The sequence below is a fragment of the Bradyrhizobium oligotrophicum S58 genome (assembly GCF_000344805.1).
Classification (GTDB): domain Bacteria; phylum Pseudomonadota; class Alphaproteobacteria; order Rhizobiales; family Xanthobacteraceae; genus Bradyrhizobium; species Bradyrhizobium oligotrophicum.
This window is the reverse complement of record NC_020453.1, coordinates 5147947-5172260: the sequence shown is the minus strand read 5'-3', so window position 1 is coordinate 5172260 and position 24314 is coordinate 5147947. Positions and strand designations below refer to the sequence as shown.

Here is a 24314-nt window from a genome sequence, read left to right as displayed (position 1 = left end):
CGGAATTCAAACGCCGTTTCAAACGTGCCGGCGTCACGACGCGGCTTGAGACGGGCTGACTCCTGACGTACAGCGAGAGGGCAGCGGAGGGAAGGGTTGCGCGATGACAGCTGATGGAACGAGGCCTTCTGTCGTCACCACGCGCTGGTGGTGGGTGCGTCACGCGCCGGTGCGCAGCGACGGCGGCAACATCTATGGCCAGTCCGACATCGCCTGCGACACGGGCGATCGCGAGGTGTTCGAGGCGGTGGCCAAAATCCTGCCGCGCAGCGCGGTCTGGTATGCGAGCAATCTGATGCGCACGCATCAGACCGCGGAGGCGATCTGGGCCGCCGGCTTTCCGCAGCCTGCTGATATGATCAAGGAGGCTGCCTTTGCCGAGCAGCATCTCGGCCAATGGCAGGGCATGAACCGCGCCGCGTTCCTGGCGAGCCGTCCCGCCGGCAGCAGCTGGTTTGCCGATATCGATCGGCCCGCGCCCGGCGGCGAGAGCTACATGGATCTCTATACCCGCGTCACCGCGGCGATCGCGCGCATCACGGATGCGGAAGCGGGCCGCGACGTGATTGCGGTCGGCCATGGTGGCACCATCAAGGCCGCCGTCGCTCTCGCGCTCGGCGGCCTGGTCGAGAAGGGTCTCGCTTTCGACATCGACAATTGCTCGGTGACCCGGCTGGATCACATCGTGAGTGGTGACACCGGCATATGGCGATTGCCGATGGTCAATCAGCAGCCCTGGATCGCCGATGCGGCGCACAAGGCGATGCACCAGCCGGCCGGGCCGGAGGTGACGACGAGCAAGCTGGCGTAAGGAAGTAGCCCGCATGAGCGGAGCGATATGCGGGTTCACCGTGAGAGCTCGTGAGACCCCGGATGTCGCTGCGCTCATCCGGCTACGCGTCAGCGCTCTTGGCTACATCTCGTTCACAACAACGCACCAAGGAGGACTCCCCCATGACCCTGTTTGACATGACCGGCAAGGTCGCCGTCATCACCGGATCGACCCGCGGCATCGGGCTCGCCATCGCCGAGCGCATGGCCGAGCATGGCGCCAAGGTGGTGATCTCGTCGCGCAAGGCCGATGTCTGCGAAGCCGTCGCTAAGGAGCTCAACGACCGCTTCGGCGCCGGCACGGCGGCGGCGGTCGCGGCCAACATCTCCAGCAAGGAGAATCTGCAGAACCTGGTCGACGAGGCCAACCGCATCTACGGCCGGATCGACGTGCTCGTCTGCAACGCCGCGTCGAATCCCTATTATGGCCCGCTCGCCGGGATCTCCGACGATCAGTTCCGGAAGATCCTCGACAACAACATCGTCGCCAACAACTGGCTGATCAGCATGGTCGTGCCGCAGATGATCGCGCGCAAGGATGGCTCGGTCATCATCGTGTCCTCGATCGGCGGGCTCAAGGGCTCGACCATTCTCGGCGCCTACGCAATCTCCAAGGCTGCCGACATGCAGCTCGCGCGCAATCTCGCCTGCGAATACGGCCCGCACAACATCCGCGTCAACTGCATCGCGCCCGGCCTGATCAAGACCGATTTCGCCAAGGCGCTGTGGGACAATCCGGACAATCTGAAAGCCTCCACCGCCCGCTCGCCGCTGCTGCGCATCGGCATCCCCGACGAGATCGCCGGAGCGGCGGTGTTCCTCGGCTCGGCCGCCGGAAATTTCATGACGGGGCAGACGATGGTGATCGACGGCGGCGCGACGATCAGTTGAGAGCAAATGCTGCTATGGCCGGTGGTGCGGCCACACTCACCAATGTCGTCCCGGCGAACGCCGGGACCGATAACCACACGCCGGAATGAGGCGGGCAACGGGCAGTGACATCCCTCGACAGCTTCCGCGGTATGGGTCCCCGCGTTCGCGAGGACGACAGCTGTGGTTGTCGGTCGACCACGGCAAACGCGGCATGGTCCGTAGCCCGCATGAGCGGAAGCGACATGCGGGTTCACACGAGGAGCGCGGGAGAACCCGGATGTCGCTTCCGCTCATCCGGGCTACAAGAACTCACTCCACCGCCGCATACACCACGTCGCGCACCAAGGTGCGCAGGAAGTCCCGCTGGCCCGGCGCCTGGGCCATGAACACGCAGAACAGCTCCTCCTTCGGATCGATCCAGAAGAAGGTGCCGGCGATGCCGCTCCAGAAGAAGGTGCCGGGCGAGCCGGGGAAGGGGGCGATGCCGGCCTCGCGGCGCACGGCAAAGCCGAGGCCAAAACCGTGACCGGGCGACAGGATCGTGCCCTGGATGCCGACGTGAGGTCCGAGATGATCGGAGGCCATCAGCTCGAGCGTCTTGCGCCCGACCAGCCTGGTGCCATCGAGGCTGCCCTTGTTCAGCAGCATCGCGCAGAAGCGGGCGTAATCCATCGTGGTCGCGACCAGGCCGCCGCCGCCGGATTCCATCAGCGGCTGCTCGGTCATCTTGAACAGATTGACCGCCTCGCCGGTCCAGGGGTCCTTGGCGAACGGCTCGGCCAGCCGGCCGGCATTGGCCTCGCTGGTGAAGAAGGCGGTCTCGTTCATGCCGAGCGGAGCGAGGATGCGCTCGGAGAGGAACACGCCGAGCGATCGGCCGGCGACGACCTCGATGATCCGCCCGAGGATGTCGGTCGAGCGGCTGTAGTTGAACGCGGCGCCCGGCCGGCAGATCAGCGGCAGGCCGGCGACGATCGCGGCGTGCTCGGCGTTGCTGATCTTGCGGCTGCGCACCCGCGACTGCTGGTAGAGCTGGTGCACCGGCCCGGTGCCGGTGTGCTCATAGGCAAGCCCCGAGGTGTGGCGCAGCAGGTCCTGCACCGTCATTGGCTGGGCGACCGGCACCAGCTCCAGCTTGCCGCCGTTGTCCACGCCGACCTTCTGGTCGCCGAATTCCGGGATGAATTTTGCGACGGGGTCGGACAACAGCAGGTCGCCGTCCTCGACCAGCATCATGATGCCCAGCGAGACGATCGGCTTGGTCATCGAGAAGATGCGGAAGATCGAATCGGGCCGCATCGGCGTGTCGGCATCCGGTGCCTGCCGGCCGATCGCATCGAACCAGCCGATCCGGCCCCGGCGCCCAACCAGCAGCGTCGCCCCGGGCATGGTTCCCTTGTCGGCCTCGCGCTTGAACGCATCCGATGCCCGCTGCAGCCGGACGGCGGAGAGGCCGAGCGCCTCGGGGCGGTCATCCGGCAGCGGCGGGGTCAGCGAGCGGAGCGCGGAAAAGGGCACGCTGGAGGCGGCGGTTGGCGGGGTCATGGGCTCTCCCTGAGGGCATGTTGTCGATTTGCATCAAGTCTGGCGCGGAAGTTGTGCTCTGACCAGTCGATTTGCCCCATTGCACCCTTGCATTCGGGGGGAGGTCTATGCTTGAAAGCGCGCGGACCGGACGACGCTGGCGGCCGGTCCCGTAGGAGTGTAGCTCAATTGGTAGAGCACCGGTCTCCAAAACCGGGGGTTGGGAGTTCGAGCCTCTCCACTCCTGCCAGCGACCGCCTTCACGATCTCTCTGAAACCGCTCCGCCCACGGCTCCGCTGCGCGATTTCTCGCGGCGTGCGGAACTTATGCCGTTGTCGTCGCGTTCAGGGGCCGGTTCCAATCGAGGGGTGGTGCGCCATGATGCTGCGGGGAACTGTTGCGTTGGGGTTGCTGCTGGCGTCGCTCGATGCTGGTTTCGCGGCGAGCCCGCCGGGTTCGCTGCGGCACGTGTCGTGTGTTGTCATCCGCTATTATGTCGCCAAATATTCCGCCCCGGCGGCCGAGACCTGGGCGCGCAGTCGCGGCGCCACCGACGCGGAGATCGAGACCGCGCGGCAATGCCTCAAGGGCTCGTCGCCGATCCAGGCGGCGGCTCAGGTCACGGCGCAATAGGATCGGCCGCGCGGCATGTTGGGCCTGCCGACCATCGGGCCGGCAGGGCATCAACGGCATCGACTTGCCTATGAGCATGGGCGGGCGCTGCAGGCCGGGCAAGGGCAGGAACCGCTCCGCCACGGGCATTTCGTCGCGGCAACTGCTCAACCTGCCGTGGTGCGGAAATGGCCTGCCGTGGGACGAAAAGCGGTCTCGGGATGGGGCAGGTGGCGGCCTGCCGCTGATATGACCGGGAAGGCCCGGCATGCCCATATCTTGACCTTTGACCGGCCTGACAGTAGATATCGGACCAACCTGCAGCCGGCCCGCGACAAAAGCGGATATCCGGCGCGGCTTTTCAATCCCCGAACAAGCGAGCCCGTGGATCGGCTCATCTCTCCGACAAGAGGGTGGGCCAAGGTCGGCTGTTCGGTTTTCCCTGTAAACTCTTCAATCGTCTGATGACGGACGCGGACCCCTGACGATGGCTACCAGCCCGTTCAAATTCCTGCAGGAAGTGCGCTCGGAGACCACCAAGGTCACCTGGCCGACCCGCCGCGAGGTCACGATCACCACGATCATGGTGTTCGTGATGGTGGCGCTGGCTTCGATCTTCTTCTTCGCCGCCGATCAGATCATCCGTTATCTCATCACCCTCGTGCTGGGCATCCACTGATGGCAACCGCAACGCAATCGTCCGACAAGCGCTGGTACATCGTCCACGCCTATTCGAACTTCGAGAAGAAGGTCGCCGAGTCGATCCGCGAGCAGGCCAAGCAGCGCAATCTCGAGGATCTGTTCGAGCAGGTGCTGGTGCCGATCGAGAAGGTCACCGAGGTGCGCCGCGGCCGCAAGATCGACGCCGAGCGCAAGTTCTTCCCCGGCTACGTGCTGGTGAAGATGAAGCTGACCGACGAGGCGTTCCACCTGATCAAGAACACGCCCAAGGTGACCGGCTTCCTCGGCGCCGAGAACAAGCCGATGCCGATCTCCGAAGGCGAGGCGATGCGCATCCTGAACCAGATGCAGGAAGGCGTGGAGCGGCCGAAGTCGTCGGTGTCGTTCGAGATCGGCGAGAACGTCCGCGTCGCCGACGGCCCGTTCGCCTCGTTCTCCGGCGTGGTCGAGGAAATCGACGAGGCCCGCTCGCGCGTCAAGGTCGCGGTGTCGATCTTCGGCCGCGCCACCCCGGTCGAGCTGGAGTTCAACCAGGTCGAGAAGGTGGTCGGCTAAGCCAGGTCGCCGCATCTGCGGCGTCGCCGGGCTTCCCTTTTCGTCCGATCTCGTGTATCGGGCGCCCTTCGCTCCCCGAACGGGGGGCGATTTCGTTCGTGGGAGGCGTGACCGGCATTGCCAGCCGGACCAAGCGCGCCGGACCACGGTCCCAAACCACCGCCATCGGGTTTTGTCGCCTGAGGCGTTGCGTTCGCAATTGGCAAAGCTGCGAGCGCATTGGAGAGTCATAATGGCAAAGAAAGTAACCGGTTACCTGAAGCTTCAGGTTCCGGCCGGCGCGGCCAACCCGTCGCCGCCGATCGGCCCCGCGCTCGGTCAGCGCGGTCTCAACATCATGGAGTTCTGCAAGGCGTTCAACGCGCAGACCCAGAAGGAAGAGAAGAACACCCCGATCCCGGTGGTCATCACCATTTACGCGGACCGGTCCTTCACCTTCGAGATGAAGACGCCGCCGATGTCGTTCTTCCTCAAGCAGGCCGCCAAGATCCAGTCGGGCTCCAAGGCCCCGGGTCGGGACAAGGCCGGCGCGGTGACCAAGGCGCAGGTGCGCGAGATCGCCGAGAAGAAGATGAAGGACCTGAATTGCGACTCGATCGAGTCGGCCATGAAGATGGTCGAGGGCTCTGCCCGCTCGATGGGTCTGGAAGTTGCGGGGTAAGCGGCCATGGCTATCGGAAAGCGTTTGAAGAAGGCCCGCGAGGGCATCGATCGCACCAAGCTCTACCCGCTTGCTGACGCGATCAAGATGATCAAGGAGCGGGCCGTCTCGAAGTTCGACGAGACCATCGAGGTCTCGATCAACCTCGGCGTCGATCCGCGCCACGCCGACCAGATGGTCCGTGGCGTGGTCATGCTGCCGAACGGCACCGGCCGTACGCTCCGCGTCGGCGTGTTCGCCCGCGGCGCCAAGGCCGACGAAGCCCGGGCGGCCGGTGCCGACGTGGTCGGTGCGGAGGACCTGGTCGAGAAGGTGCAGAACGGCAACATCGACTTCGATCGTTGTATCGCCACCCCCGACATGATGCCGCTGGTCGGCCGCCTCGGTAAGGTGCTCGGTCCGCGCGGCATGATGCCGAACCCGAAGATCGGCACGGTGACCATGGATGTCACGGGAGCGGTCAAGGGCGCCAAGGGCGGCTCGGTCGAGTTCCGCGTCGAGAAGGCCGGCATCATCCAGGCCGGCGTCGGCAAGGCCTCGTTCGGCGAGGACAAGCTGGTCGAGAACATCAAGGCCCTGGCGGATGCGGTCGTGAAGGCCAAGCCGGCGGGTGCCAAGGGCACCTACGTCCAGCGTGTCGCGGTCTCCTCGACCATGGGCCCGGGCGTCAAGGTCGAGCCGGGCACGGTGCTCGCGTAAGCGCCCACGCATGAGTTAGTGAGGAAGGGCGGGATCGTTCATCGATCCCGCCCTTCGCATTTTGGAGTATCGGCCGACATGCCCGACAAGGTCCTGATCTATTCCCGCTTTCCCAAATCGATGATTCAGCGCTTTGCCGATCGTTTCGACCTGCTCGACACTGGCGGCAAGCCGGCGCACGAACTGTTTCCGGCCGACGAGGTGGCGCAGATCCGGGCGCTGATCACGGCCGGCGCCACGCGGTTGGGCGCGGCCGAGATGGACCGGCTGCCGGCGCTGGGGGCGATCGTCTGCTACGGCACCGGCTATGACGGCGTCGATCTCAAGGCGGCGGCGGCGCGCAATATCGCGGTCGGCCATAGCCCCGGCGCCAATGCCGCGGCGGTCGCCGACATCGCGCTGATGCTGATGCTGGCGAGCGTGCGGCGATTGATCGTTGCCGACCCCTATGTGCGCGACGGCGGCTGGGCCGGGGCCAAGCCGTCGCCGCTAATGAGGCCGCCGCCGAGCCTCGCCGGCTGCAGGGTCGGCGTCTACGGCATGGGCGAGATCGGCCGCAAGATCGCGGCCCGCGTTGCGGCGTTCGAGACCGAGGTCGGCTATTTCAACCGCAGCCGCTACGACGATCTGCCGTACCAATACTTCCCGAGCCTCGATGCGCTCGCCGAATGGTGCACCGTGCTGATGATCGCGGTCCGTGCCAGCGCCGAGACCACCCATGTCGTCGATGCGGAGCTGCTGAAGAAGCTCGGTCCCGACGGTCATGTCGTCAACATCTCGCGCGGCTCGGTCATCGACGAGCGCGCGCTTGTCGTCGCGCTGAAGGACGGCGCCATCGCCGGTGCCGGACTCGACGTGTTCGAGACCGAGCCGCATGCACCGGATGAGCTGACAGCGCTGCCGAACGTGGTGGTGACCCCGCATATCGGCGGCAACACAAGGGAGGCGCATGTCGCGATGCAGGCCTGCGTCGTGGCGAACCTCACGGCGTTCTTCGCCGGCCAGGCGTTGCCTTATCAGGTGAAGTAGAGATCCGTAGCCCGGATGAGCTCCGGCGAAGCCCGCGGGGCTTCGACGAAAGCGACATCCGGGTTCTCACGAGCTGCACGTGAGACCCCGGATGTCGCTGCGCTCATCCGGGCTACGGGCGTGCGGCCGCTGACGTGCGTCCGCTGTTTCCGGACCACTTTGTTGCGCTCGCAATGACGGTGAATAGAGCGCGCGCGGTGTCGTAGACCGGATGAGCTTCGCCTGCGCCCGCAGGGCGGAGGCGGGAGCGACATCCGGGTTGTCCGGGATGCCGGTGATGAACCCGGATGTCGCTCCGTCGCCGCCAGAACGTTCCGCGCCAGCGCAGAAATATTTTGACGCACTGCACGGCTCTGTGAATTGCGAGCCATTCTCGAATGCATCTAACTCGCGGTGTCGAACGAAGGACAGCGAGGGCGGCAATGGCGGCGTTCACCTTGAAGATAAACGGGCGGGAGCATCAGGTCGATGTCGACCCGGGCACGCCCTTGCTGTGGGCCATTCGCGACAATGTCGGGCTGACCGGCACCAAATATGGCTGCGGCGTTGCCCAATGCGGGGCCTGCACCGTCTATCTCGATGGCCAGACCGTGCGCTCATGTTCGCTGCCGGTGTCTGCCGTCGGCAAGAGCGAGGTCACCACGATCGAAGGGCTGACCAGCAAGGAAGGCGCCGCGGTGCAAAAGGCGTGGGCCGCGCACGATGTGCCGCAATGTGGCTACTGCCAGTCCGGGCAGGTGATGAGCGCGGCCGCGCTGCTCGGTCTCAATCCCAAGCCGACCGACCAGGACATCGACCTCGCGATGACCGGCAACATCTGCCGCTGCGCCACCTATGTCCGCATCCGCGCCGCGATCCATTCCGCCGCCAAGACGCTGGAGGGCTGAGCATGAACGCGCATGTCAAGCCTGAAGCCTCCGCCGGCTCATTGTCCCGCCGTTCGCTGCTGAAGGCGGGCGCGGGGCTGGTTCTCGCCACCTACGTCGCCCGCAACGGTGTCGCTTATGCGCAGGACGCCAACGCGGCGAAGTCCGTCAACATCGCCCCGAACACGTTCCTGGTCATCGGCCAGGACGACACTGTCACGGTGCTGTGCAAGCACATCGAGTTCGGGCAGGGGCCGTTCACCGGCATGGCGACGCTAGTCGCCGAGGAGCTCGATGCCGACTGGGCGCAGATGCGTGCCGATCACGCGCCGTCCAATCCGGCGCTCTACAAGAACCTTTTGTTCGGGGTGCAGGGCACCGGTGGCTCGAGCGCGATCGCCAATTCCTACGAGCAGATGCGAAAAGTCGGCGCCGCCGCGCGCGCGATGCTGGTCGCGGCTGCCGCCGATGAATGGAAAGTCCCGGCCGAGGAGATCACGGTCGAGAAGGGCATCATCCGCCATGCGTCCGGCAAGCAGAGCGGCTTCGGCGCCCTGGCCGCGAAGGCGATGCAGCAGCCGATGCCGGCGAACCCGCAGCTCAAGGATCCCTCGGCCTTCAAGCTGATCGGCAAGGAAGGCGCCGTGAAGCGTCTCGACAGCGTCGCCAAGTCGAACGGGTCGGCCGAGTATACGCTCGACATCAAGGATCCGGGCACGTTAACCGTGCTGGTGGCGCGCTCGCCGCGGTTCGGCGGCAAGGTGGCCTCGTTCGATGCGTCGGCTGCGAAGGCCGTGCCGGGAGTGGTCGACGTCAAGGAGGTGCCGAACGGCGTCGCCGTCTATGCCGAGGGCTTCTGGCCGGCCAAGACCGCCCGCGACCTGCTCAAGATCAGCTGGGACGACAGCAAGGCGGAGACGCGCGGCACGGCGCAGCTGCTGGAAGAGTTTCGCGCGCGCGCCGGCAAGCAGGGCGCGCTGGTGAAGCAGGAGGGCGATGTCGATGCCGAGATCGCCAAGGGCGGCAAGCTGATCGAGACCGAGTTCGTCTTCCCGTATCTGGCCCATGCGCCGATGGAGCCGATCAACGCCTTCATCCATTGGAAGGGCGAGACCGCCTCGGCGCGCTATGGCAGCCAGTTTCCGACGCCGGATCATGCCGTGATCGCGCAGGTGCTGGGCCTCGATATCGACAAGGTGGATCTCAAGACGATTTTGGCCGGCGGCAGCTTCGGCCGGCGGGCGCAGCAATCGACGCATGTCGCCCTTGAGCTGGCGCAGGTCGCCAAGGCGATCGGGCCGGGGCGCCCGGTCAAGCTGGTGTGGACCCGCGAGGACGACATGCGCGGCGGCTACTACCGGCCGTTCAGCCTGCACCGCATGCGCGGCGTGGTCCGCGACGGCAAGATCGTGGCGTGGTCGGATACGATCGTCGGCCAGTCGATCATGAAGGGCTCGCCGTTCGAGGCGATGACCATGAAGAATGGTCTCGATTCGACGGCCTACGAGGGATCCAACGAGATTCCCTACGAGGTGGCGAATTTCCGCTGCGACGTGCACCAGGTCGATGTCGGCGTGCCCGTGCTGTGGTGGCGCTCGGTCGGCCACACCCACACCGGCTACGCCGTCGAGGCGTTCGTCGATCAGCTGCTCGAAGCCGCTGGTCAGGATCCGGTGGAGGGGCGGCTCGCCATGATGGCCGACAAGCCGCGCCACGCCGGCGTGCTCAAGGCGGTGGCGCAGCTCGCGGACTGGAAGGGGGCCAAGCTCGAAACCGGCCGCGCCCGCGGCGTCGCCGTGGTCGAGAGCTTCAATACCTACGTTGCCCAGGTGGTCGAACTGTCGATGGGCACCGACGGACCGGTGGTTCACAAGGTGTGGTGCGCCGTCGATTGCGGCGTCGCCGTCAACCCGGACATCATCCGCGCGCAGATGGAAGGCGGCATCGGCTTTGCCCTCGGCCACATCCTCTATGCGCAGCAGCCGCTCGACGAAGGGCGTCCGGTGGCAGGCAATTTCGACACCTACCGCTCGCTGCGCATCAACGAGATGCCGCAGATCGAGGTTGTCGTCGTGCCGTCGACCGAGAAGCCCTCAGGGGTCGGCGAGCCCGGTGTGCCGCCGCTCGGACCGGCTGTTGCCAACGCCATGGCGAAGCTCGGCCTGCCGCGACCGACCCAATTGCCGGTCCGGCCCGGAGATACCGCATGAGACTGGTTGGAACGGGAGCGCTGGCGCTGCTGGCCGGCAGCGCGGTTGCGGTCGCGATCGCGGCCTATCCAGGACTTGATCGCGCTGATGCCGCGCCGGAGGCGACGCGCGTGGCCGGCGGCCTGAAACCGGTCGCCGACTTTGCGAAGATCGCGAACAAGAACGAGCGCGCGGTGGCGCTGTTCGAGGAGGCCGGCAAGGTGCTGCAGTCGCCGCGCTGCATGAACTGCCATCCGGCCGGCGATCGTCCGACGCAGACCGACCGAATGACACCGCACCAGCCGATGGTGGTCCGCGGCGAGGCCGGGGTGGGCGCGCCCGGCGGTCTCGCCTGCACGACGTGTCACCACGAGGCGAATTTCGACGCGGCGCGGGTGCCCGGCAATCCGAAGTGGCAGCTGGCCCCGATCGAGATGGCCTGGCAGGGCCGTTCGCTCGGCCAGATCTGCACCCAGATCAAGGATCCGAAGCTCAACGGCGGCAAGACCATGGCCCAGCTGGTTCACCATATGGCTGAGGATGAGCTGGTCGGCTGGGGCTGGAATCCAGGAGGGGGACGGACGCCTGCGCCAGGGACGCAGAAGCAGTTCGGCGAGCTCATCAAGGCCTGGGCCGACGCCGGAGCGGCTTGCCCGAAGGGGTGAGGCGGGATCGCGCCCCTGCGCGCGCGATTCCCCGTAGCCCGGATGAGCGATAGCGACATCCGGGTTCTCCGGCACAGCACGTGATACCCCGCATGTCGCTGTCGCCGACGCGCGTCCCGCGCGCCGGCTGTCGCTCATGCGGGCTACGGGGCCCACGGGGCCCCGGCATGGCCGAACTGGTGCGATTTTTGCTCTTGGGGTCTTGGCAAGTCGCGATCGAGCGGTTAAAGAACCGGCTTCCGGGCGGGTCGGCTTTTGCTGGCGCGCCCGTGTGCGCATTCCGAAAGTTGAGGGGAGCCAACATTCCTTTTGAGGATATCCGTTTGGATTTCTCGGAAGGAAGAAGGATCTTTCTGCTCTCGAAAATGCCGCAGGGGAGGTCGGTCCGCCGATCCCTCCGAATCCTGTCCGAGACTGCAGGCGCCGGCGCGGAATCCAATTTCCTCAATGGCTTAATCATACAGCCTGCATAGACGGGTGAAGACCGGATTTCGGCATGTCGTCTCGCGCTGGTCGCGGGTCACATGCAAGGTTTGGTTCGAACCTCGACACTCCCTGGGCCGATCAGGCCTTCGGAAGGGCAGGCTATTCATCGTCGTGCTGCCTGACGTGTCCTCGGGGTCCTTAAGCGTCCAGAGGTCGGGTTTGGTGGGACGGCGGGTTTAACCCGGCGGTCCCGCTTTCTGGCGAAGGCCGCCAACCGGAGAGAGCTTGCTGTGGAACGAGCGGCAAAAAAAGAGGCGGTCGAGGAGCTGCACGAGGTCTTCAAGACCACGGGCGTCGCGGTCGTCGCTCACTATTCCGGCCTTACCGTGGCCCAGATGCAGAAGCTGCGCATGCAGATGAAGCAGGCTGGCGCGTCGGTGAAGGTCTCGAAGAACCGTCTCGCCAAAATTGCTCTTGAAGGCACGGACGTCGTCGGCATCGGTTCCCTGTTGAAGGGGCCGACCGTGATCGCAACTTCAAACGATCCTGTCGCGGCGCCCAAGGTTGCCATGGAATTCGCCAAGGCGAACGAAAAGTTCGTCATCCTCGGCGGCTCCATGGGTAAAACCGTCCTGAATGTCGACAGCGTCAAGGCACTCGCCTCGCTGCCGTCGCTGGACGAACTGCGCGGCAAGCTCGTCGGCCTGATCCAGGCTCCGGCGACCAAGCTCGCCCAGCTCGCCAATGCACCCGCGGCCAAGGTCGCGCGCGTCATTCAGGCTCATGCCTCAAAGGGCGAAGCGGCCTGACGCCCTTCGCAAACACTCAAAACCTGGTTTCGAACCGAACCATCTTAAGGAAGTAGATCAATGGCTGACTTGCAGAAAATCGTCGACGACCTGTCCTCGCTCACCGTTCTCGAGGCCGCCGAGCTCGCGAAGCTCCTGGAAGAGAAGTGGGGCGTGTCCGCCGCTGCCGCCGTCGCGGTTGCCGGCCCGGCCGCTGCCGCCGCTGCTCCGGCGGAAGAGAAGACCGAGTTCACCGTTGTCCTGGCTGGCGCCGGCGACAAGAAGATCGAGGTCATCAAGGAAGTCCGCGCCATCACCGGCCTGGGCCTGAAGGAAGCCAAGGACCTGGTCGAGGGCGCTCCGAAGCCGGTCAAGGAAGGCGTCAACAAGGACGAGGCCGAGAAGATCAAGGCTCAGCTCGAGAAGGCTGGCGCCAAGATCGAGCTCAAGTAATCGCAAGATTGCGCAAGCGAAACCTTTCGGCAGCCTGAGGCAGGTCGGAAGGTTTCGAGAGATTCTGGTGACCGGGTGGTAACATCGCCCGGTCATCATCGGGACAAAGAGTTTTGCAGAGGTGTCGGGTGCGGCCCGGGATACTGCAAAAGGCGTGCAACAGGATCGCCCGTTGCGGGCCGAACACGAAAAAGTGTGGAGATTTGGGGGCTTCCCCCTCGAATCTCGGTTATCGTCGGCCCATATTGGGTCGGCAGCACGAAAAGCCGGTTATCGGTGGAGTGGCGTCTCCGACCGTGGACCGTTGGGAGATAGGCAATTTCGGGCTTTTGCAGTCCGTGACGAGATGGTTGTGACGAGCGGGTGCGCCCTCGCGCCTCGCGCGTCGTTTTGCGTTTTGCTGGTCTGAAGAACAGATCTGGGACGTTTCCGTTCCGCGCTCTGCACTTTCGACCCTCGAAATGGATCGAAATTCAACCCGAGATGGCGGTGGCAGCTGCTGTTTCGGAAGGTTCGCCCCTCCGGGCGACGAAATGAGAGGCCACGATGGCGCAGCAGACATTCACCGGTCGCAAACGCGTTCGCAAGTTCTTTGGACACATCAAGGAAGTCGCGGAGATGCCGAACCTCATCGAGGTTCAAAAGGCGTCCTACGACCAGTTCCTGATGGTGGACGAGCCTACGGGCGGGCGAGCGGACGAGGGCTTGCAGGCGGTGTTCCGCTCGGTGTTCCCGATCTCCGATTTCTCCGGCACCTCGATGCTGGAATTCGTCCGCTACGAGTTCGAGCCGCCGAAATACGACGTCGACGAGTGCCGCCAGCGCGGCATGACCTTCGCTGCGCCGCTCAAGGTGACGCTGCGCCTCATCGTGTTCGATATCGATGAAGAGACCGGCGCCAAGTCGGTCAAGGACATCAAGGAGCAGGACGTGTACATGGGCGACATCCCGCTCATGACCATGAACGGCACCTTCATCGTCAACGGCACCGAGCGCGTCATCGTCTCGCAGATGCACCGTTCGCCTGGCGTGTTCTTCGACCACGACAAGGGCAAGACCCATTCGTCGGGCAAGCTGCTGTTCGCCGCCCGCGTCATCCCGTATCGCGGCTCCTGGCTCGACATCGAGTTCGACGCCAAGGATATCGTGTTCGCGCGCATCGACCGTCGCCGCAAGCTGCCGGTGACGTCGCTGATGTTCGCGCTCGGCCTCGACGGCGAGCAGATCCTGTCGACCTTCTACAAGAAGCTGATCTACAAGCGCATCAAGGAAGGCTGGCGCGTTCCGTTCGACGCCAACCGTTTCCGCGGCTATTCGACTGTCAACGACCTGATCGACGCCGACACCGGCAAGGTCGTGCTCGAGGCCGGCAAGAAGCTCACCGTCCGCGCCGCCCGCCAGCTCCAGGAGAAGGGGCTGAAGGCGCTGCGCATGTCGGACGAGGAGCTGCTCGGCAACTACATCGCCGAGGATCTCGTCAACCCGAAGACCGGCGAGATCTACGCCGAGGCCGGCGACGAGATCACCGACAAGCTGTTCAAGGTGCTGAACGAGCAGGGCTACAAGGACCTGCCGCTGCTCGACATCGACCACGTCAATGTCGGCCCCTACATCCGCAACACGCTGTCCGCCGACAAGAACATGACGCGCGAGGACGCGCTGTTCGACATCTACCGCGTGATGCGTCCGGGTGAGCCGCCGACGCTCGATTCGGCGCAGGCGATGTTCCAGTCGCTGTTCTTCGATGCCGAGCGCTACGACCTCTCGGCGGTCGGCCGCGTCAAGATGAACATGCGCCTCGAGCTCGATGCGCCGGACACCCAGCGTACGCTGCGCAAGGAAGACATCCTGGCGGTGATCAAGACGCTGGTCGACCTGCGCGACGGCAAGGGCGAGATCGACGACATCGACCATCTCGGCAACCGCCGCGTCCGCTCGGTCGGCGAGCTGATGGAGAACCAGTACCGCATCGGTCTGCTCCGCATGGAGCGCGCCATCAAGGAGCGCATGTCGAGCGTCGACATCGACACCGTGATGCCGCAGGACCTGATCAACGCCAAGCCTGCCGCGGCTGCGGTGCGTGAATTCTTCGGCTCGTCGCAGCTGTCGCAGTTCATGGACCAGACCAACCCGCTGTCGGAGATCACCCACAAGCGCCGCCTGTCGGCGCTTGGACCGGGCGGTCTGACGCGCGAGCGCGCCGGCTTCGAGGTGCGCGACGTGCATCCGACGCATTACGGCCGTATCTGCCCGATCGAGACGCCGGAAGGTCCGAACATCGGCCTGATCAACTCGCTGGCGACGTTCGCCCGCGTCAACAAGTATGGCTTCGTCGAGACGCCGTACCGCAAGGTCAAGGACGGCCGCGTCACCGACGAGGTGGTGTATCTGTCCGCCATGGAGGAGGGGCGCTACCGCGTCGCGCAGGCCAACGTGCCGCTCGATGCCAAGGGCCGCTTCACCGAGGACCTCGTGGTCTGCCGTCATGCCGGCGAAGTCGTGCCGATGACGCCGGACAAGGTCGACTACATGGACGTGTCGCCGAAGCAGCTGGTTTCGGTCGCCGCGGCGCTGATCCCGTTCCTCGAGAACGACGACGCCAACCGCGCGCTGATGGGCTCGAACATGCAGCGCCAGGCGGTGCCGCTGGTTCGCGCCGAGGCGCCGTTCGTCGGCACCGGCATGGAAGGCGTCGTGGCCCGTGACTCGGGCGCTGCGATCGCGGCGCGCCGCTCGGGCGTGATCGACCAGATCGACGCCACCCGCGTCGTCATCCGTGCCACCGAGGATCTCGATCCGACCAAGTCGGGCGTCGATATCTACCGGCTGATGAAGTACCAGCGCTCGAACCAGTCGACCTGCATCAACCAGCGTCCGCTGGTGAAGGTCGGCGACATCGTCAAGAAGGGCGACATCATCGCTGACGGTCCGTCGACCGATCTCGGCGAGCTCGCGCTCGGCCGCAACGTGCTGGTCGCGTTCATGCCGTGGAACGGCTACAACTTCGAGGACTCCATCCTGCTCTCCGAGCGGATCGTGAAGGAGGACGTCTTCACCTCGATCCACATCGAGGAATTCGAGGTGATGGCCCGCGACACCAAGCTGGGTCCGGAGGAAATCACGCGCGACATTCCGAACGTGTCGGAAGAGGCGCTGAAGAACCTCGACGAAGCCGGCATCGTCTATATCGGCGCGGAAGTGCGCGCCGGCGACATCCTGGTCGGCAAGATCACGCCGAAGGGCGAGAGCCCGATGACGCCGGAAGAGAAGCTCTTGCGCGCCATCTTCGGCGAGAAGGCCTCCGACGTTCGCGACACGTCTCTTCGTGTTCCGCCCGGTGTGCAGGGCACGATCGTCGAGGTCCGCGTGTTCAACCGTCACGGCGTCGACAAGGACGAGCGTGCGCTGGCGATCGAGCGGGAAGAGATCGAGCGTCTGGCCAAGGACCGTGACGACGAGCAGGCGATCCTGGACCGCAACGTCTACAGCCGTCTCGCCGACATGCTGGATGGCCGTCAGGGCATCTCGGGGCCGAAGGGCTTCAAGAAGGACACCAAGATCACGCGTGCGGTGCTCGACGAGTATCCGAAGTCGCAGTGGTGGCTGTTCGCCTCGGCCAACGACAAGCTGATGGCCGAGATCGAGGCCATGCGGAAGCAGTACGACGAGTCGAAGAAGGGGCTGGAACAGCGCTTCCTCGACAAGGTCGAGAAGCTGCAGCGTGGCGACGAGCTGCCGCCGGGCGTGATGAAGATGGTCAAGGTCTTCGTCGCGGTGAAGCGCAAGATCCAGCCGGGCGACAAGATGGCCGGCCGTCACGGCAACAAGGGCGTCGTCTCCAAGATCGTTCCGATCGAGGACATGCCGTTCCTGGAGGACGGCACCCATGCGGACATCGTGCTGAACCCGCTGGGCGTGCCCTCGCGCATGAACGTCGGACAGATCCTCGAGACGCATCTCGGTTGGGCCTGCGCCGGCCTCGGCAAGCGTATCGCCCAGACGGTCGACGCCTATCTGTCGAAGCAGGACGTCAAGCCACTGAAGGAGACGCTGAAGCGCATCTATGGCGAGGACGAGACCATCAAGTCGCTCAACGACAACGAGTTGATCGAGCTGGGTCACAATCTGAGCCGCGGTGTGCCGATCGCCACGCCGGTGTTCGACGGTGCCAAGGAGGCCGACATCGAGGAGATGTTGAAGCTCGCCGGGCTCGACGCCTCTGGCCAGTCGACCGTCTATGACGGCCGCACCGGCGATGCGTTCGACCGCAAGGTCACCGTTGGCTACATCTACATGCTGAAGCTGCACCATCTGGTCGACGACAAGATCCATGCCCGTTCGATTGGTCCGTACTCGCTGGTCACCCAGCAGCCGCTGGGCGGCAAGGCCCAGTTCGGCGGCCAGCGCTTCGGCGAAATGGAGGTGTGGGCCCTCGAAGCCTACGGCGCGGCCTACACGCTGCAGGAGATGCTGACGGTGAAGTCGGACGACGTCGCCGGCCGCACCAAGGTCTACGAGGCGATCGTGCGCGGCGACGACACGTTCGAGGCCGGTATTCCGGAATCGTTCAACGTGCTGGTCAAGGAAATGCGCTCGCTCGGCCTCAACGTCGACCTGCACAACTCCAAGCTCGGACCGGCGCCGACGTCGGAAGCCGCCGAGTAGCCACGACATCAGGCCCGGCCGTCATGGACGGCCGGGTGCCGGCGCCTTCCCCCGCGGGTCAGGACAGGGCGCCCGTTGCGAGATTTTCGAATTTGCGGCCGACCCCCGATCGGCCTGCGAGGAGAATACGATGAACCAAGAAATTATGAATCTCTTCAATCCGACGACGCCGGCTCAGGTCTTCGACCAGATCCGGATCTCGATTGCGTCGCCAGAGAAGATTCTGTCCTGGTCCTACGGCGAGATCAAGAAGCCGGAAACGATCAACTACCGTACCTTCAAGCCCGAGCGCGACGGCCTGTTCTGCGCCCGCATCTTCGGGCCGATCAAGGACTACGAGTGCTTGTGCGGCAAGTACAAGCGGATGAAGTACAAGGGCATCATCTGCGAGAAGTGCTCGGTTGAGGTGACCTTGTCGCGCGTCCGGCGCGAGCGCATGGGTCATATCGAGCTCGCAGCTCCCGTCGCGCACATCTGGTTCTTGAAATCGCTGCCGTCGCGCATCGGCCTGTTGCTCGACATGACGCTGAAGGATCTCGAGCGGATCCTGTATTTCGAATATTACGTCGTCCTCGAACCGGGTCTCACCGCGCTCAAGGACCGTCAGCTGCTGTCCGAGGACGAGTACCTCAAGGCGCAGGACGAGTACGGCCAGGACAGCTTCACCGCCATGATCGGCGCGGAAGCCATCCGTGAGCTGCTGCGCGGCCTCGAGCTGGAGAAGCTCGAGCAGACGCTGCGTGCCGAGATGCAGGAGACCGACTCCGACATCAAGCACAAGAAGCTCGCCAAGCGCCTGAAGATCGTCGAGGCGTTCCGCCACTCCGGCAACAAGCCGGAATGGATGATCATGACCGTGGTGCCGGTGATCCCGCCGGATCTGCGGCCGCTGGTGCCGCTCGACGGCGGCCGCTTCGCGACCTCCGATCTCAACGACCTCTATCGCCGCGTCATCAACCGCAACAACCGCCTGAAGCGGCTGATGGAGCTGCGCGCGCCCGACATCATCATCCGCAACGAAAAGCGCATGCTGCAGGAGGCCGTCGACGCGCTGTTCGACAACGGCCGCCGCGGCCGCGTCATCACCGGCGCCAACAAGCGTCCGTTGAAGTCGCTCGCCGACATGCTGAAGGGCAAGCAGGGCCGCTTCCGTCAGAACCTGCTCGGCAAGCGCGTCGACTATTCCGGCCGTTCGGTCATCGTCGTCGGTCCGGAGCTGCGCCTGCATCAGTGCGGCCTGCCGAAGAAGATGGCGCTCGAGCTGTTCAAGCCGTTCATCTATTCGCGGCTCGACGCCAAGGGCCTGTCGACGACGGTCAAGCAGGCCAAGAAGCTGGTCGAAAAGGAGCGTCCGGAGGTCTGGGACATCCTGGACGAGGTCATCCGCGAGCATCCGGTGCTCCTGAACCGCGCCCCGACCTTGCATCGCCTGGGCATTCAGGCGTTCGAGCCGGTGCTGATCGAGGGCAAGGCGATCCAGCTGCATCCGCTGGTCTGCTCGGCCTTCAACGCCGACTTCGACGGCGACCAGATGGCCGTGCACGTCCCGCTGTCGCTCGAGGCGCAGCTGGAAGCGCGCGTCCTGATGATGTCGACCAACAACATCCTGCATCCGGCCAACGGTCAGCCGATCATCGTGCCGTCGCAGGACATCGTGCTCGGGCTGTACTACCTCTCGATCATGCGCGAGGGCATGCACGGCGAGGGCATGAAGTTCGGCAACATGGCCGAGCTCGAGCACGCGCTGCATGCCAAGGTCATCCACCTCCACAGCAAGATCAAGTACCGCTGGGAAGGCATGGACGAGACCGGCAAGATCTCCAAGCGCTGGATCGAGACCACGGCCGGCCGCGTCATGCTCGGCAACGTGCTGCCGCGTCACACGCGCATTTCGTACGAGCTCATCAACAAGCTGATGACCAAGCGCGAAATCTCGGGCGTGATCGATCAGGTCTACCGCCACTGCGGCCAGAAGGAGACGGTGATCTTCTGCGACCGCATCATGGCGCTCGGCTTCTACAACGCCTTCAAGGCTGGCATCTCGTTCGGCAAGGACGACATGGTCGTGCCGCACGGCAAGTGGAAGATCGTCGACACGACCCGTACGCTGGCGAAGGATTTCGAGCAGCAGTACAATGACGGTCTGATCACCCATGGCGAGAAGTACAACAAGGTCGTCGACGCCTGGTCGAAGGCGACCGAGGAAATCGCCAAGGAGATGATGAAGGAGATCTCTTCGACCAAGAAGACGGCGAAGGGCGCGGATGCCGACATCAACTCGATCTACATGATGGCCCACTCCGGTGCCCGTGGTTCGCCGGCGCAGATGCGCCAGCTCGCGGGCATGCGCGGCCTGATGGCCAAGCCGTCGGGTGAGATCATCGAGACGCCGATCATCTCGAACTTCAAGGAAGGCCTCTCGGTTCTCGAGTACTTCAACTCGACCCACGGCGCCCGCAAGGGTCTCGCGGACACCGCGCTGAAGACGGCGAACTCGGGCTACCTGACCCGGCGTCTGGTCGACGTCGCGCAGGACTGCATCATCACGCAGGACGATTGCGGCACCCATCTCGGCATCAAGATGCGCGCCATCATCGATGCCGGCACCGTCGTGGCCTCGCTCGGCTCGCGCATCCTGGGCCGCGTGCCCTGCGACGACGTGCGCGATCCCTCGTCCAACGCCGTGGTGGTCAAGGCCGGCACGCTGATGGAGGAGAGCCACATCGACGCCATCCAGCAGGCTGGCGTGCAGGAGGTGAAGATCCGCTCGGCGCTCACTTGCGAGCTCGTCAACGGCATCTGCAAGATGTGCTACGGCCGCGACCTCGCGCGCGGTACGCCGGTCAACCACGGTGAGGCTGTCGGCGTCATCGCCGCGCAGTCGATCGGTGAGCCCGGCACCCAGCTGACGATGCGCACCTTCCACATCGGTGGTGCCGCGCAGCTGAACGAGCAGTCCTTCGTGGAGTCCAACTTCGAAGGCAAGGTGGTCATCAAGAACAAGGCGATCGCGCGCAACAGCGAGGGTCACCTGATCGCGATGGTCCGCAACATGGTCGTGACGATCGTCGACCCCGACGGCACCGAGCGTGCGACGCACCGTATCCAGTACGGCTCGCGCATGCATGTGGACGACGGCGACATGATCAAGCGCGGCCAGCGTATCGCGGAGTGGGATCCCTACAGCCGTCCGATCCTCACCGAAGCCGAGGGCACGATCGGTTTCGAGGACCTCACCGAGGGCCTGTCGATCTCGGAAACGCTCGACGAGTCGACCGGCATCGCCAAGCGCGTTGTCATCGACTGGCGCAGCACGCGCGGTGGCGCGGACCTGCGTCCGGCGATCGTGATCAAGGGCAAGGACGGTAAGGTGCTCAAGCTCGCCCGCGGCGGCGATGCCCGCTACATGCTGTCGGTCGACGCGATTCTCTCGGTCGACATCGGGTCGACGGTGAAGTCGGGTGACATCCTGGCGCGTATCTCGACCGAGAGCGCCAAGACGCGCGACATCACCGGCGGTCTGCCGCGGGTGGCGGAACTGTTCGAAGCGCGCAAGCCGAAGGATGCCGCGATCATCGCCGAGATCGCCGGCACCATCCGGTTCGGACGCGACTACAAGAACAAGCGTCGCATCTCGATCGAGCCGATGGACAAGACGGAGGAGGCGCGCGAGTACCTCATCCCGAAGGGCAAGCACATCCATCTGCAGGATGGCGACATCGTCGAGAAGGGTGACTTCATCGTCGAAGGCAACCCGGCGCCGCACGACATCCTGGCGATCAAGGGCATCGAGGAGCTCGCGGCCTATCTGGTCAACGAGATCCAGGAGGTCTACCGGCTGCAGGGCGTGCTCATCAACGACAAGCACATCGAGGTGATTGTCCGTCAGATGCTGCAGAAGATCGAGGTCACCGACCAGGGCGACACCGACATGATTTCGGGCGAACAGGTCGACAAGATCGAGTTCGATCTGCTCAACGCGAAGGCGCTGGAGGAGGCGAAGAAGCCCGCCACCGGCACCCCGGTTCTGCTCGGCATCACCAAGGCGAGCCTGCAGACGCGGTCGTTCTTCTCGGCGGCCTCGTTCCAGGAGACCACCCGCGTCCTCACCGAGGCGGCGGTCAACGGCAAGATCGATCCGCTCGAGGGTCTCAAGGAGAACGTCATCGTCGGCCGTCTTATCCCGGCCGGCACCGGCGCCTCGATGGCCCGCATCCGCGAAGTCGCATTGAAGCGCGACAAGCTGATTCTCGACGAGCGCGAGAAGCAGGCGGCGATCGTGCCGGCGCAGCCCGAGCCTCAGCCGCTGGCGCTGCCGCCGGCCGAGTAAACGAACGACCACGGCGAACCCGGCCAGCGGTGCTTGGTTCTGCCGTACGTTCATCGAGCATAGAAAAAGGCCGGCCTTTGCCGGCCTTTTTTAACATTATCTTCTCCTGTTGCCGCGCTGCAGCCCTGTTGTTCATCTTCCCTTCAGGGACAAAGGCGCTTTTTGGATCATCTGATCCGCCGAAGTGATTTCCGGGACCGCTAATGAGATGCGCCGATTTGCGTGGGCGCAAACCCTGTGCGGAGCGGATACGCTATGGCTGATGGGGCCCGAAGGGTGGCAGGACCCGTGACACGGACGACCGGCGACGTCGCTGACAGCCGGAGATGGCGGAACTTCGATGCTTGACCTTGCGATTGTTGGTGGCGGTCCGGGCGGCCTGATGAGCGCCTGGTACCTGAGGCGCAAACTCGGCGATCTCTGCAAGGTGACGATCTTCGAAGCATCCGACCGCCTCGGCGGCAAGATCGTGACGCGCAAGTTCGATAGTGCGCCGGCGATGTACGAAGCCGGTGTCGCCGAGATCTACGACTACTCGATGACCGGTCCCGATCCGCTGCGCGAGCTGATCCAGCATTTCGGCCTGCAGACGATTCCGATGGATGCCTTGCAGGTCCAGCTCGACGGCGAGCTGCTCGACGACGTGCCGGGGCTGCGCCGCAGATACGGGCCGAAGACGGCTGCCGCCGTCGAGGCGTTCCGCAAGCGCTGCACCGAGGTGATGTCGCCAGTCGAATATTACGAAGGTGTCGGCGCCCACGACAACGAGCACCCCTGGGCCTACAAGACCTGCGAGGAGCTGCTCGACGAGGAGGTCGAGGACGCCACCGCCAAGCGCTTTTTCAAGGTGATGTCGCGCTCCGACCTTGCGACCGAGGCCCACAACACCAATGGCCTCAACGCGCTCAAGAACTTCGTGATGGATATCGACGACTACATCGGCCTGTACTCGATCCAGAACGGCAACGAACAGCTGATCGAGTGCCTGCGCTCCGAGGTCGACGCGGACATCCAGCTCAATCACCGCGTGCTGCGCATCGGCAAGACCGAACAGGGCCGCTACCGGCTCAACATGATGAACGGCAAGGGGCCCGAGACGCGCGAGTTCGATCTCGTGCTGGTGTGCCTGCCGCATTCCTGGCTGTCGACGGTCGGCTGGGAGGGTGAGAAGCTGCGCCAGTCTATGGTCAAGCACGTCGCCTATTTCGACCGCCCGGCGCATTATCTGCGGGTCTCGATCCTGTTCGACGAGCCGTTCTGGGGCGACAAGATCCCGGGCTCCTGGTTCATGTCCGAGGCGTTCGGCGGCTGCTGCATCTACAATGAGGGCTCGCGCCACGATGTCGGCAAGCACGGCGTGCTGAACTGGCTGATCGCAGGCTCGGATGCGCTCGCCTTCGCCAACCTCTCGGATCAGGAACTGATCGATGCCGCGCTGAAGTCGCTCCCGGCTGCGCTTGGCGATAGCAGGGCGCACTTCCTGGAAGGCAAGATCCATCGCTGGCTGTCGTCGGTCAATGCGCTGCCCGGCGGCCTGCCGGTGCGCGACGTGATGACCAATCACCGGCCGGAGCCGAAGGAGCATCCCGGCATCGTGGTGGTCGGCGACTATCTGTTCGATTCGACCTTGAACGGGCTGCTCGATTCCTCCGATGCCGCCACCGACATCATCCTGACCGAGATGATGCGGCTGCGCCGCGCGCGCTCGCAGGCCGAGATGCCGCTGTCCGACAAGATCGACCGCGACTATTTCGACAATTATCGCGGGCAGGGTCCGTATAGCGAATCCTGGGCGCACTTCACCGACCCGGACTATTTGACCGGCCTGATCAAGATCGTCTGGAACCGGGCCAGCAAGGGCAAGGGCTACAAGCTCCTGGTCGCCGGCTCCGCCAGTGGCGAACTGGTGGGCGCGCTGCGCGAGCGCGGGATCGATGCCTGGGGCATCGAGAACAACCGCTACATCCACGGCAAGACGCCGAAGGCGCTCAGGAAGTACAACAAGCTCGGCTCGATCACCGACATGCCGTTCAAGGCCGGCGAGTTCGATTTCGTGTTCGAGACCAGCCTCTGCCACCTCGGCGACAAGCAGGTCGGGCGCGCGATTCGTGAGCTCAACCGCGTGGTCAAGACCGGCCTCGTGTTCGGCTCGATCACCTCGGACATGGCGCCGGCGCTGGTCGACCGCTACGACCTGCTGCGCGGCGTCAAGAAGCTCGGCACCTGGTGGGAGTGGTCGGAGCTGTTCTTCGGCAACGGCTTCGATCTTGCCATGCACCGCCGCGATTGCACCGATGAGGTGTGGGCTGCGACCCTGGCCGCCAACAAGGGCCCGGGCCAGTGGTATGCGGACGCGGACAGCCTGCGTTACTCGTTCTTCGACAAGGTCGAGGACGAAGATTGAGGACGCTGGCCGCGGCGCTGTGCAGATGTTAAAGGCCTGACGCGCAAGGCTGGCGCGTCGTC

17 protein-coding genes and 1 tRNA gene are annotated in these 24314 nt (G+C 64.7%); 17 read left to right on the top strand and 1 reads right to left on the bottom strand.

The window, feature by feature from the left end; all coding sequences use genetic code 11:
* Positions 1 to 103 precede the first annotated feature (103 nt).
* Positions 104 to 811: a histidine phosphatase family protein gene (locus tag S58_RS22335; RefSeq protein WP_042340121.1), complete on the top strand. Its 708-nt coding sequence runs from the start codon at positions 104 to 106 to the stop codon at positions 809 to 811.
* A 143-nt stretch (positions 812 to 954) separates the two neighbouring features.
* On the top strand, positions 955 to 1722 hold the full coding sequence (locus S58_RS22330) for an SDR family NAD(P)-dependent oxidoreductase (RefSeq protein WP_015667637.1): 768 nt from the start codon (positions 955 to 957) through the stop codon (positions 1720 to 1722).
* 291 nt (positions 1723 to 2013) lie between these two features.
* Here S58_RS22330 and S58_RS22325 read toward each other — a convergent pair whose 3' ends face one another.
* Positions 2014 to 3249 carry a serine hydrolase domain-containing protein gene (locus tag S58_RS22325; RefSeq protein WP_015667636.1) on the bottom strand — a complete coding sequence of 412 codons (1236 nt, stop codon included), beginning with the start codon at positions 3247 to 3249 and terminating at the stop codon, positions 2014 to 2016.
* A 153-nt stretch (positions 3250 to 3402) separates the two neighbouring features.
* Here S58_RS22325 and S58_RS22320 point away from each other — a divergent pair.
* The 15 genes from S58_RS22320 (at position 3403) to S58_RS22245 (ending at position 24252) form a co-directional block, all read left to right on the top strand.
* A tRNA-Trp gene (locus tag S58_RS22320) sits at positions 3403 to 3478 on the top strand.
* A 129-nt stretch (positions 3479 to 3607) separates the two neighbouring features.
* Entirely contained in the window at positions 3608 to 3862 is a 255-nt protein-coding gene (locus S58_RS22315; protein ID WP_015667635.1) for a hypothetical protein, read from the top strand.
* A 466-nt stretch (positions 3863 to 4328) separates the two neighbouring features.
* Entirely contained in the window at positions 4329 to 4520 is a 192-nt protein-coding gene (gene secE / locus S58_RS22310) for a preprotein translocase subunit SecE (protein ID WP_015667634.1), read from the top strand.
* Positions 4520 to 5077 carry a transcription termination/antitermination protein NusG gene (nusG, locus tag S58_RS22305; RefSeq protein WP_015667633.1) on the top strand — a complete coding sequence of 186 codons (558 nt, stop codon included), beginning with the start codon at positions 4520 to 4522 and terminating at the stop codon, positions 5075 to 5077. Before secE ends, nusG begins: the two co-directional genes overlap by 1 nt.
* 232 nt (positions 5078 to 5309) lie before the next feature.
* Positions 5310 to 5738 carry a 50S ribosomal protein L11 gene (gene rplK, locus S58_RS22300; RefSeq protein ID WP_007602986.1) on the top strand — a complete coding sequence of 143 codons (429 nt, stop codon included), beginning with the start codon at positions 5310 to 5312 and terminating at the stop codon, positions 5736 to 5738.
* 6 nt (positions 5739 to 5744) lie between these two features.
* A complete protein-coding gene (gene rplA / locus S58_RS22295) occupies positions 5745 to 6437 on the top strand; it encodes a 50S ribosomal protein L1 (RefSeq protein ID WP_015667632.1) in 693 nt (230 codons plus the stop codon).
* 78 nt (positions 6438 to 6515) lie between these two features.
* Positions 6516 to 7466: a 2-hydroxyacid dehydrogenase gene (locus tag S58_RS22290; RefSeq protein ID WP_015667631.1), complete on the top strand. Its 951-nt coding sequence runs from the start codon at positions 6516 to 6518 to the stop codon at positions 7464 to 7466.
* 422 nt (positions 7467 to 7888) lie between these two features.
* Entirely contained in the window at positions 7889 to 8353 is a 465-nt protein-coding gene (locus S58_RS22285; protein ID WP_015667630.1) for a (2Fe-2S)-binding protein, read from the top strand.
* Between the two features lie 2 nt (positions 8354 to 8355).
* A complete protein-coding gene (locus S58_RS22280) occupies positions 8356 to 10542 on the top strand; it encodes a xanthine dehydrogenase family protein molybdopterin-binding subunit (RefSeq protein WP_015667629.1) in 2187 nt (728 codons plus the stop codon).
* On the top strand, positions 10539 to 11186 hold the full coding sequence (locus S58_RS22275) for a hypothetical protein (RefSeq protein ID WP_015667628.1): 648 nt from the start codon (positions 10539 to 10541) through the stop codon (positions 11184 to 11186). Before S58_RS22280 ends, S58_RS22275 begins: the two co-directional genes overlap by 4 nt.
* A 716-nt stretch (positions 11187 to 11902) precedes the next feature.
* Positions 11903 to 12421: a 50S ribosomal protein L10 gene (gene rplJ, locus S58_RS22265; protein ID WP_015667627.1), complete on the top strand. Its 519-nt coding sequence runs from the start codon at positions 11903 to 11905 to the stop codon at positions 12419 to 12421.
* 60 nt (positions 12422 to 12481) lie between these two features.
* The gene (rplL, locus tag S58_RS22260; protein WP_015667626.1) at positions 12482 to 12853 is read left to right on the top strand and encodes a 50S ribosomal protein L7/L12; all 372 of its coding nucleotides are present in this window, start codon (positions 12482 to 12484) and stop codon (positions 12851 to 12853) included.
* A gap of 546 nt (positions 12854 to 13399) precedes the next feature.
* Positions 13400 to 17518, top strand: a complete 4119-nt coding sequence (rpoB, locus tag S58_RS22255) for a DNA-directed RNA polymerase subunit beta (protein WP_015667625.1) — start codon at positions 13400 to 13402, stop codon at positions 17516 to 17518.
* Between the two features lie 130 nt (positions 17519 to 17648).
* On the top strand, positions 17649 to 21848 hold the full coding sequence (rpoC, locus tag S58_RS22250; protein ID WP_015667624.1) for a DNA-directed RNA polymerase subunit beta': 4200 nt from the start codon (positions 17649 to 17651) through the stop codon (positions 21846 to 21848).
* A 340-nt stretch (positions 21849 to 22188) separates the two neighbouring features.
* On the top strand, positions 22189 to 24252 hold the full coding sequence (locus tag S58_RS22245; protein WP_015667623.1) for an FAD-dependent oxidoreductase: 2064 nt from the start codon (positions 22189 to 22191) through the stop codon (positions 24250 to 24252).
* Positions 24253 to 24314: the final 62 nt, after the last annotated feature.

What these genes read in the sequence shown, in the direction of transcription:
- rplL (WP_015667626.1), top strand. Translation starts at nt 12,482, where the DNA reads ATGGCTGACTTGCAGAAAATCGTCGACGACCTGTCCTCGCTCACCGTT.
- S58_RS22280 (WP_015667629.1), top strand. Translation starts at nt 8,356, where the DNA reads ATGAACGCGCATGTCAAGCCTGAAGCCTCCGCCGGCTCATTGTCCCGC.
- S58_RS22245 (WP_015667623.1), top strand. Translation starts at nt 22,189, where the DNA reads ATGCTTGACCTTGCGATTGTTGGTGGCGGTCCGGGCGGCCTGATGAGC.
- S58_RS22330 (WP_015667637.1), top strand. Translation starts at nt 955, where the DNA reads ATGACCCTGTTTGACATGACCGGCAAGGTCGCCGTCATCACCGGATCG.
- S58_RS22315 (WP_015667635.1), top strand. Translation starts at nt 3,608, where the DNA reads ATGATGCTGCGGGGAACTGTTGCGTTGGGGTTGCTGCTGGCGTCGCTC.
- rpoC (WP_015667624.1), top strand. Translation starts at nt 17,649, where the DNA reads ATGAACCAAGAAATTATGAATCTCTTCAATCCGACGACGCCGGCTCAG.
- S58_RS22335 (WP_042340121.1), top strand. Translation starts at nt 104, where the DNA reads ATGACAGCTGATGGAACGAGGCCTTCTGTCGTCACCACGCGCTGGTGG.
- rpoB (WP_015667625.1), top strand. Translation starts at nt 13,400, where the DNA reads ATGGCGCAGCAGACATTCACCGGTCGCAAACGCGTTCGCAAGTTCTTT.
- rplK (WP_007602986.1), top strand. Translation starts at nt 5,310, where the DNA reads ATGGCAAAGAAAGTAACCGGTTACCTGAAGCTTCAGGTTCCGGCCGGC.
- S58_RS22285 (WP_015667630.1), top strand. Translation starts at nt 7,889, where the DNA reads ATGGCGGCGTTCACCTTGAAGATAAACGGGCGGGAGCATCAGGTCGAT.
- secE (WP_015667634.1), top strand. Translation starts at nt 4,329, where the DNA reads ATGGCTACCAGCCCGTTCAAATTCCTGCAGGAAGTGCGCTCGGAGACC.
- S58_RS22290 (WP_015667631.1), top strand. Translation starts at nt 6,516, where the DNA reads ATGCCCGACAAGGTCCTGATCTATTCCCGCTTTCCCAAATCGATGATT.
- nusG (WP_015667633.1), top strand. Translation starts at nt 4,520, where the DNA reads ATGGCAACCGCAACGCAATCGTCCGACAAGCGCTGGTACATCGTCCAC.
- S58_RS22275 (WP_015667628.1), top strand. Translation starts at nt 10,539, where the DNA reads ATGAGACTGGTTGGAACGGGAGCGCTGGCGCTGCTGGCCGGCAGCGCG.
- rplA (WP_015667632.1), top strand. Translation starts at nt 5,745, where the DNA reads ATGGCTATCGGAAAGCGTTTGAAGAAGGCCCGCGAGGGCATCGATCGC.
- S58_RS22325 (WP_015667636.1), bottom strand. Translation starts at nt 3,249, where the DNA reads ATGACCCCGCCAACCGCCGCCTCCAGCGTGCCCTTTTCCGCGCTCCGC.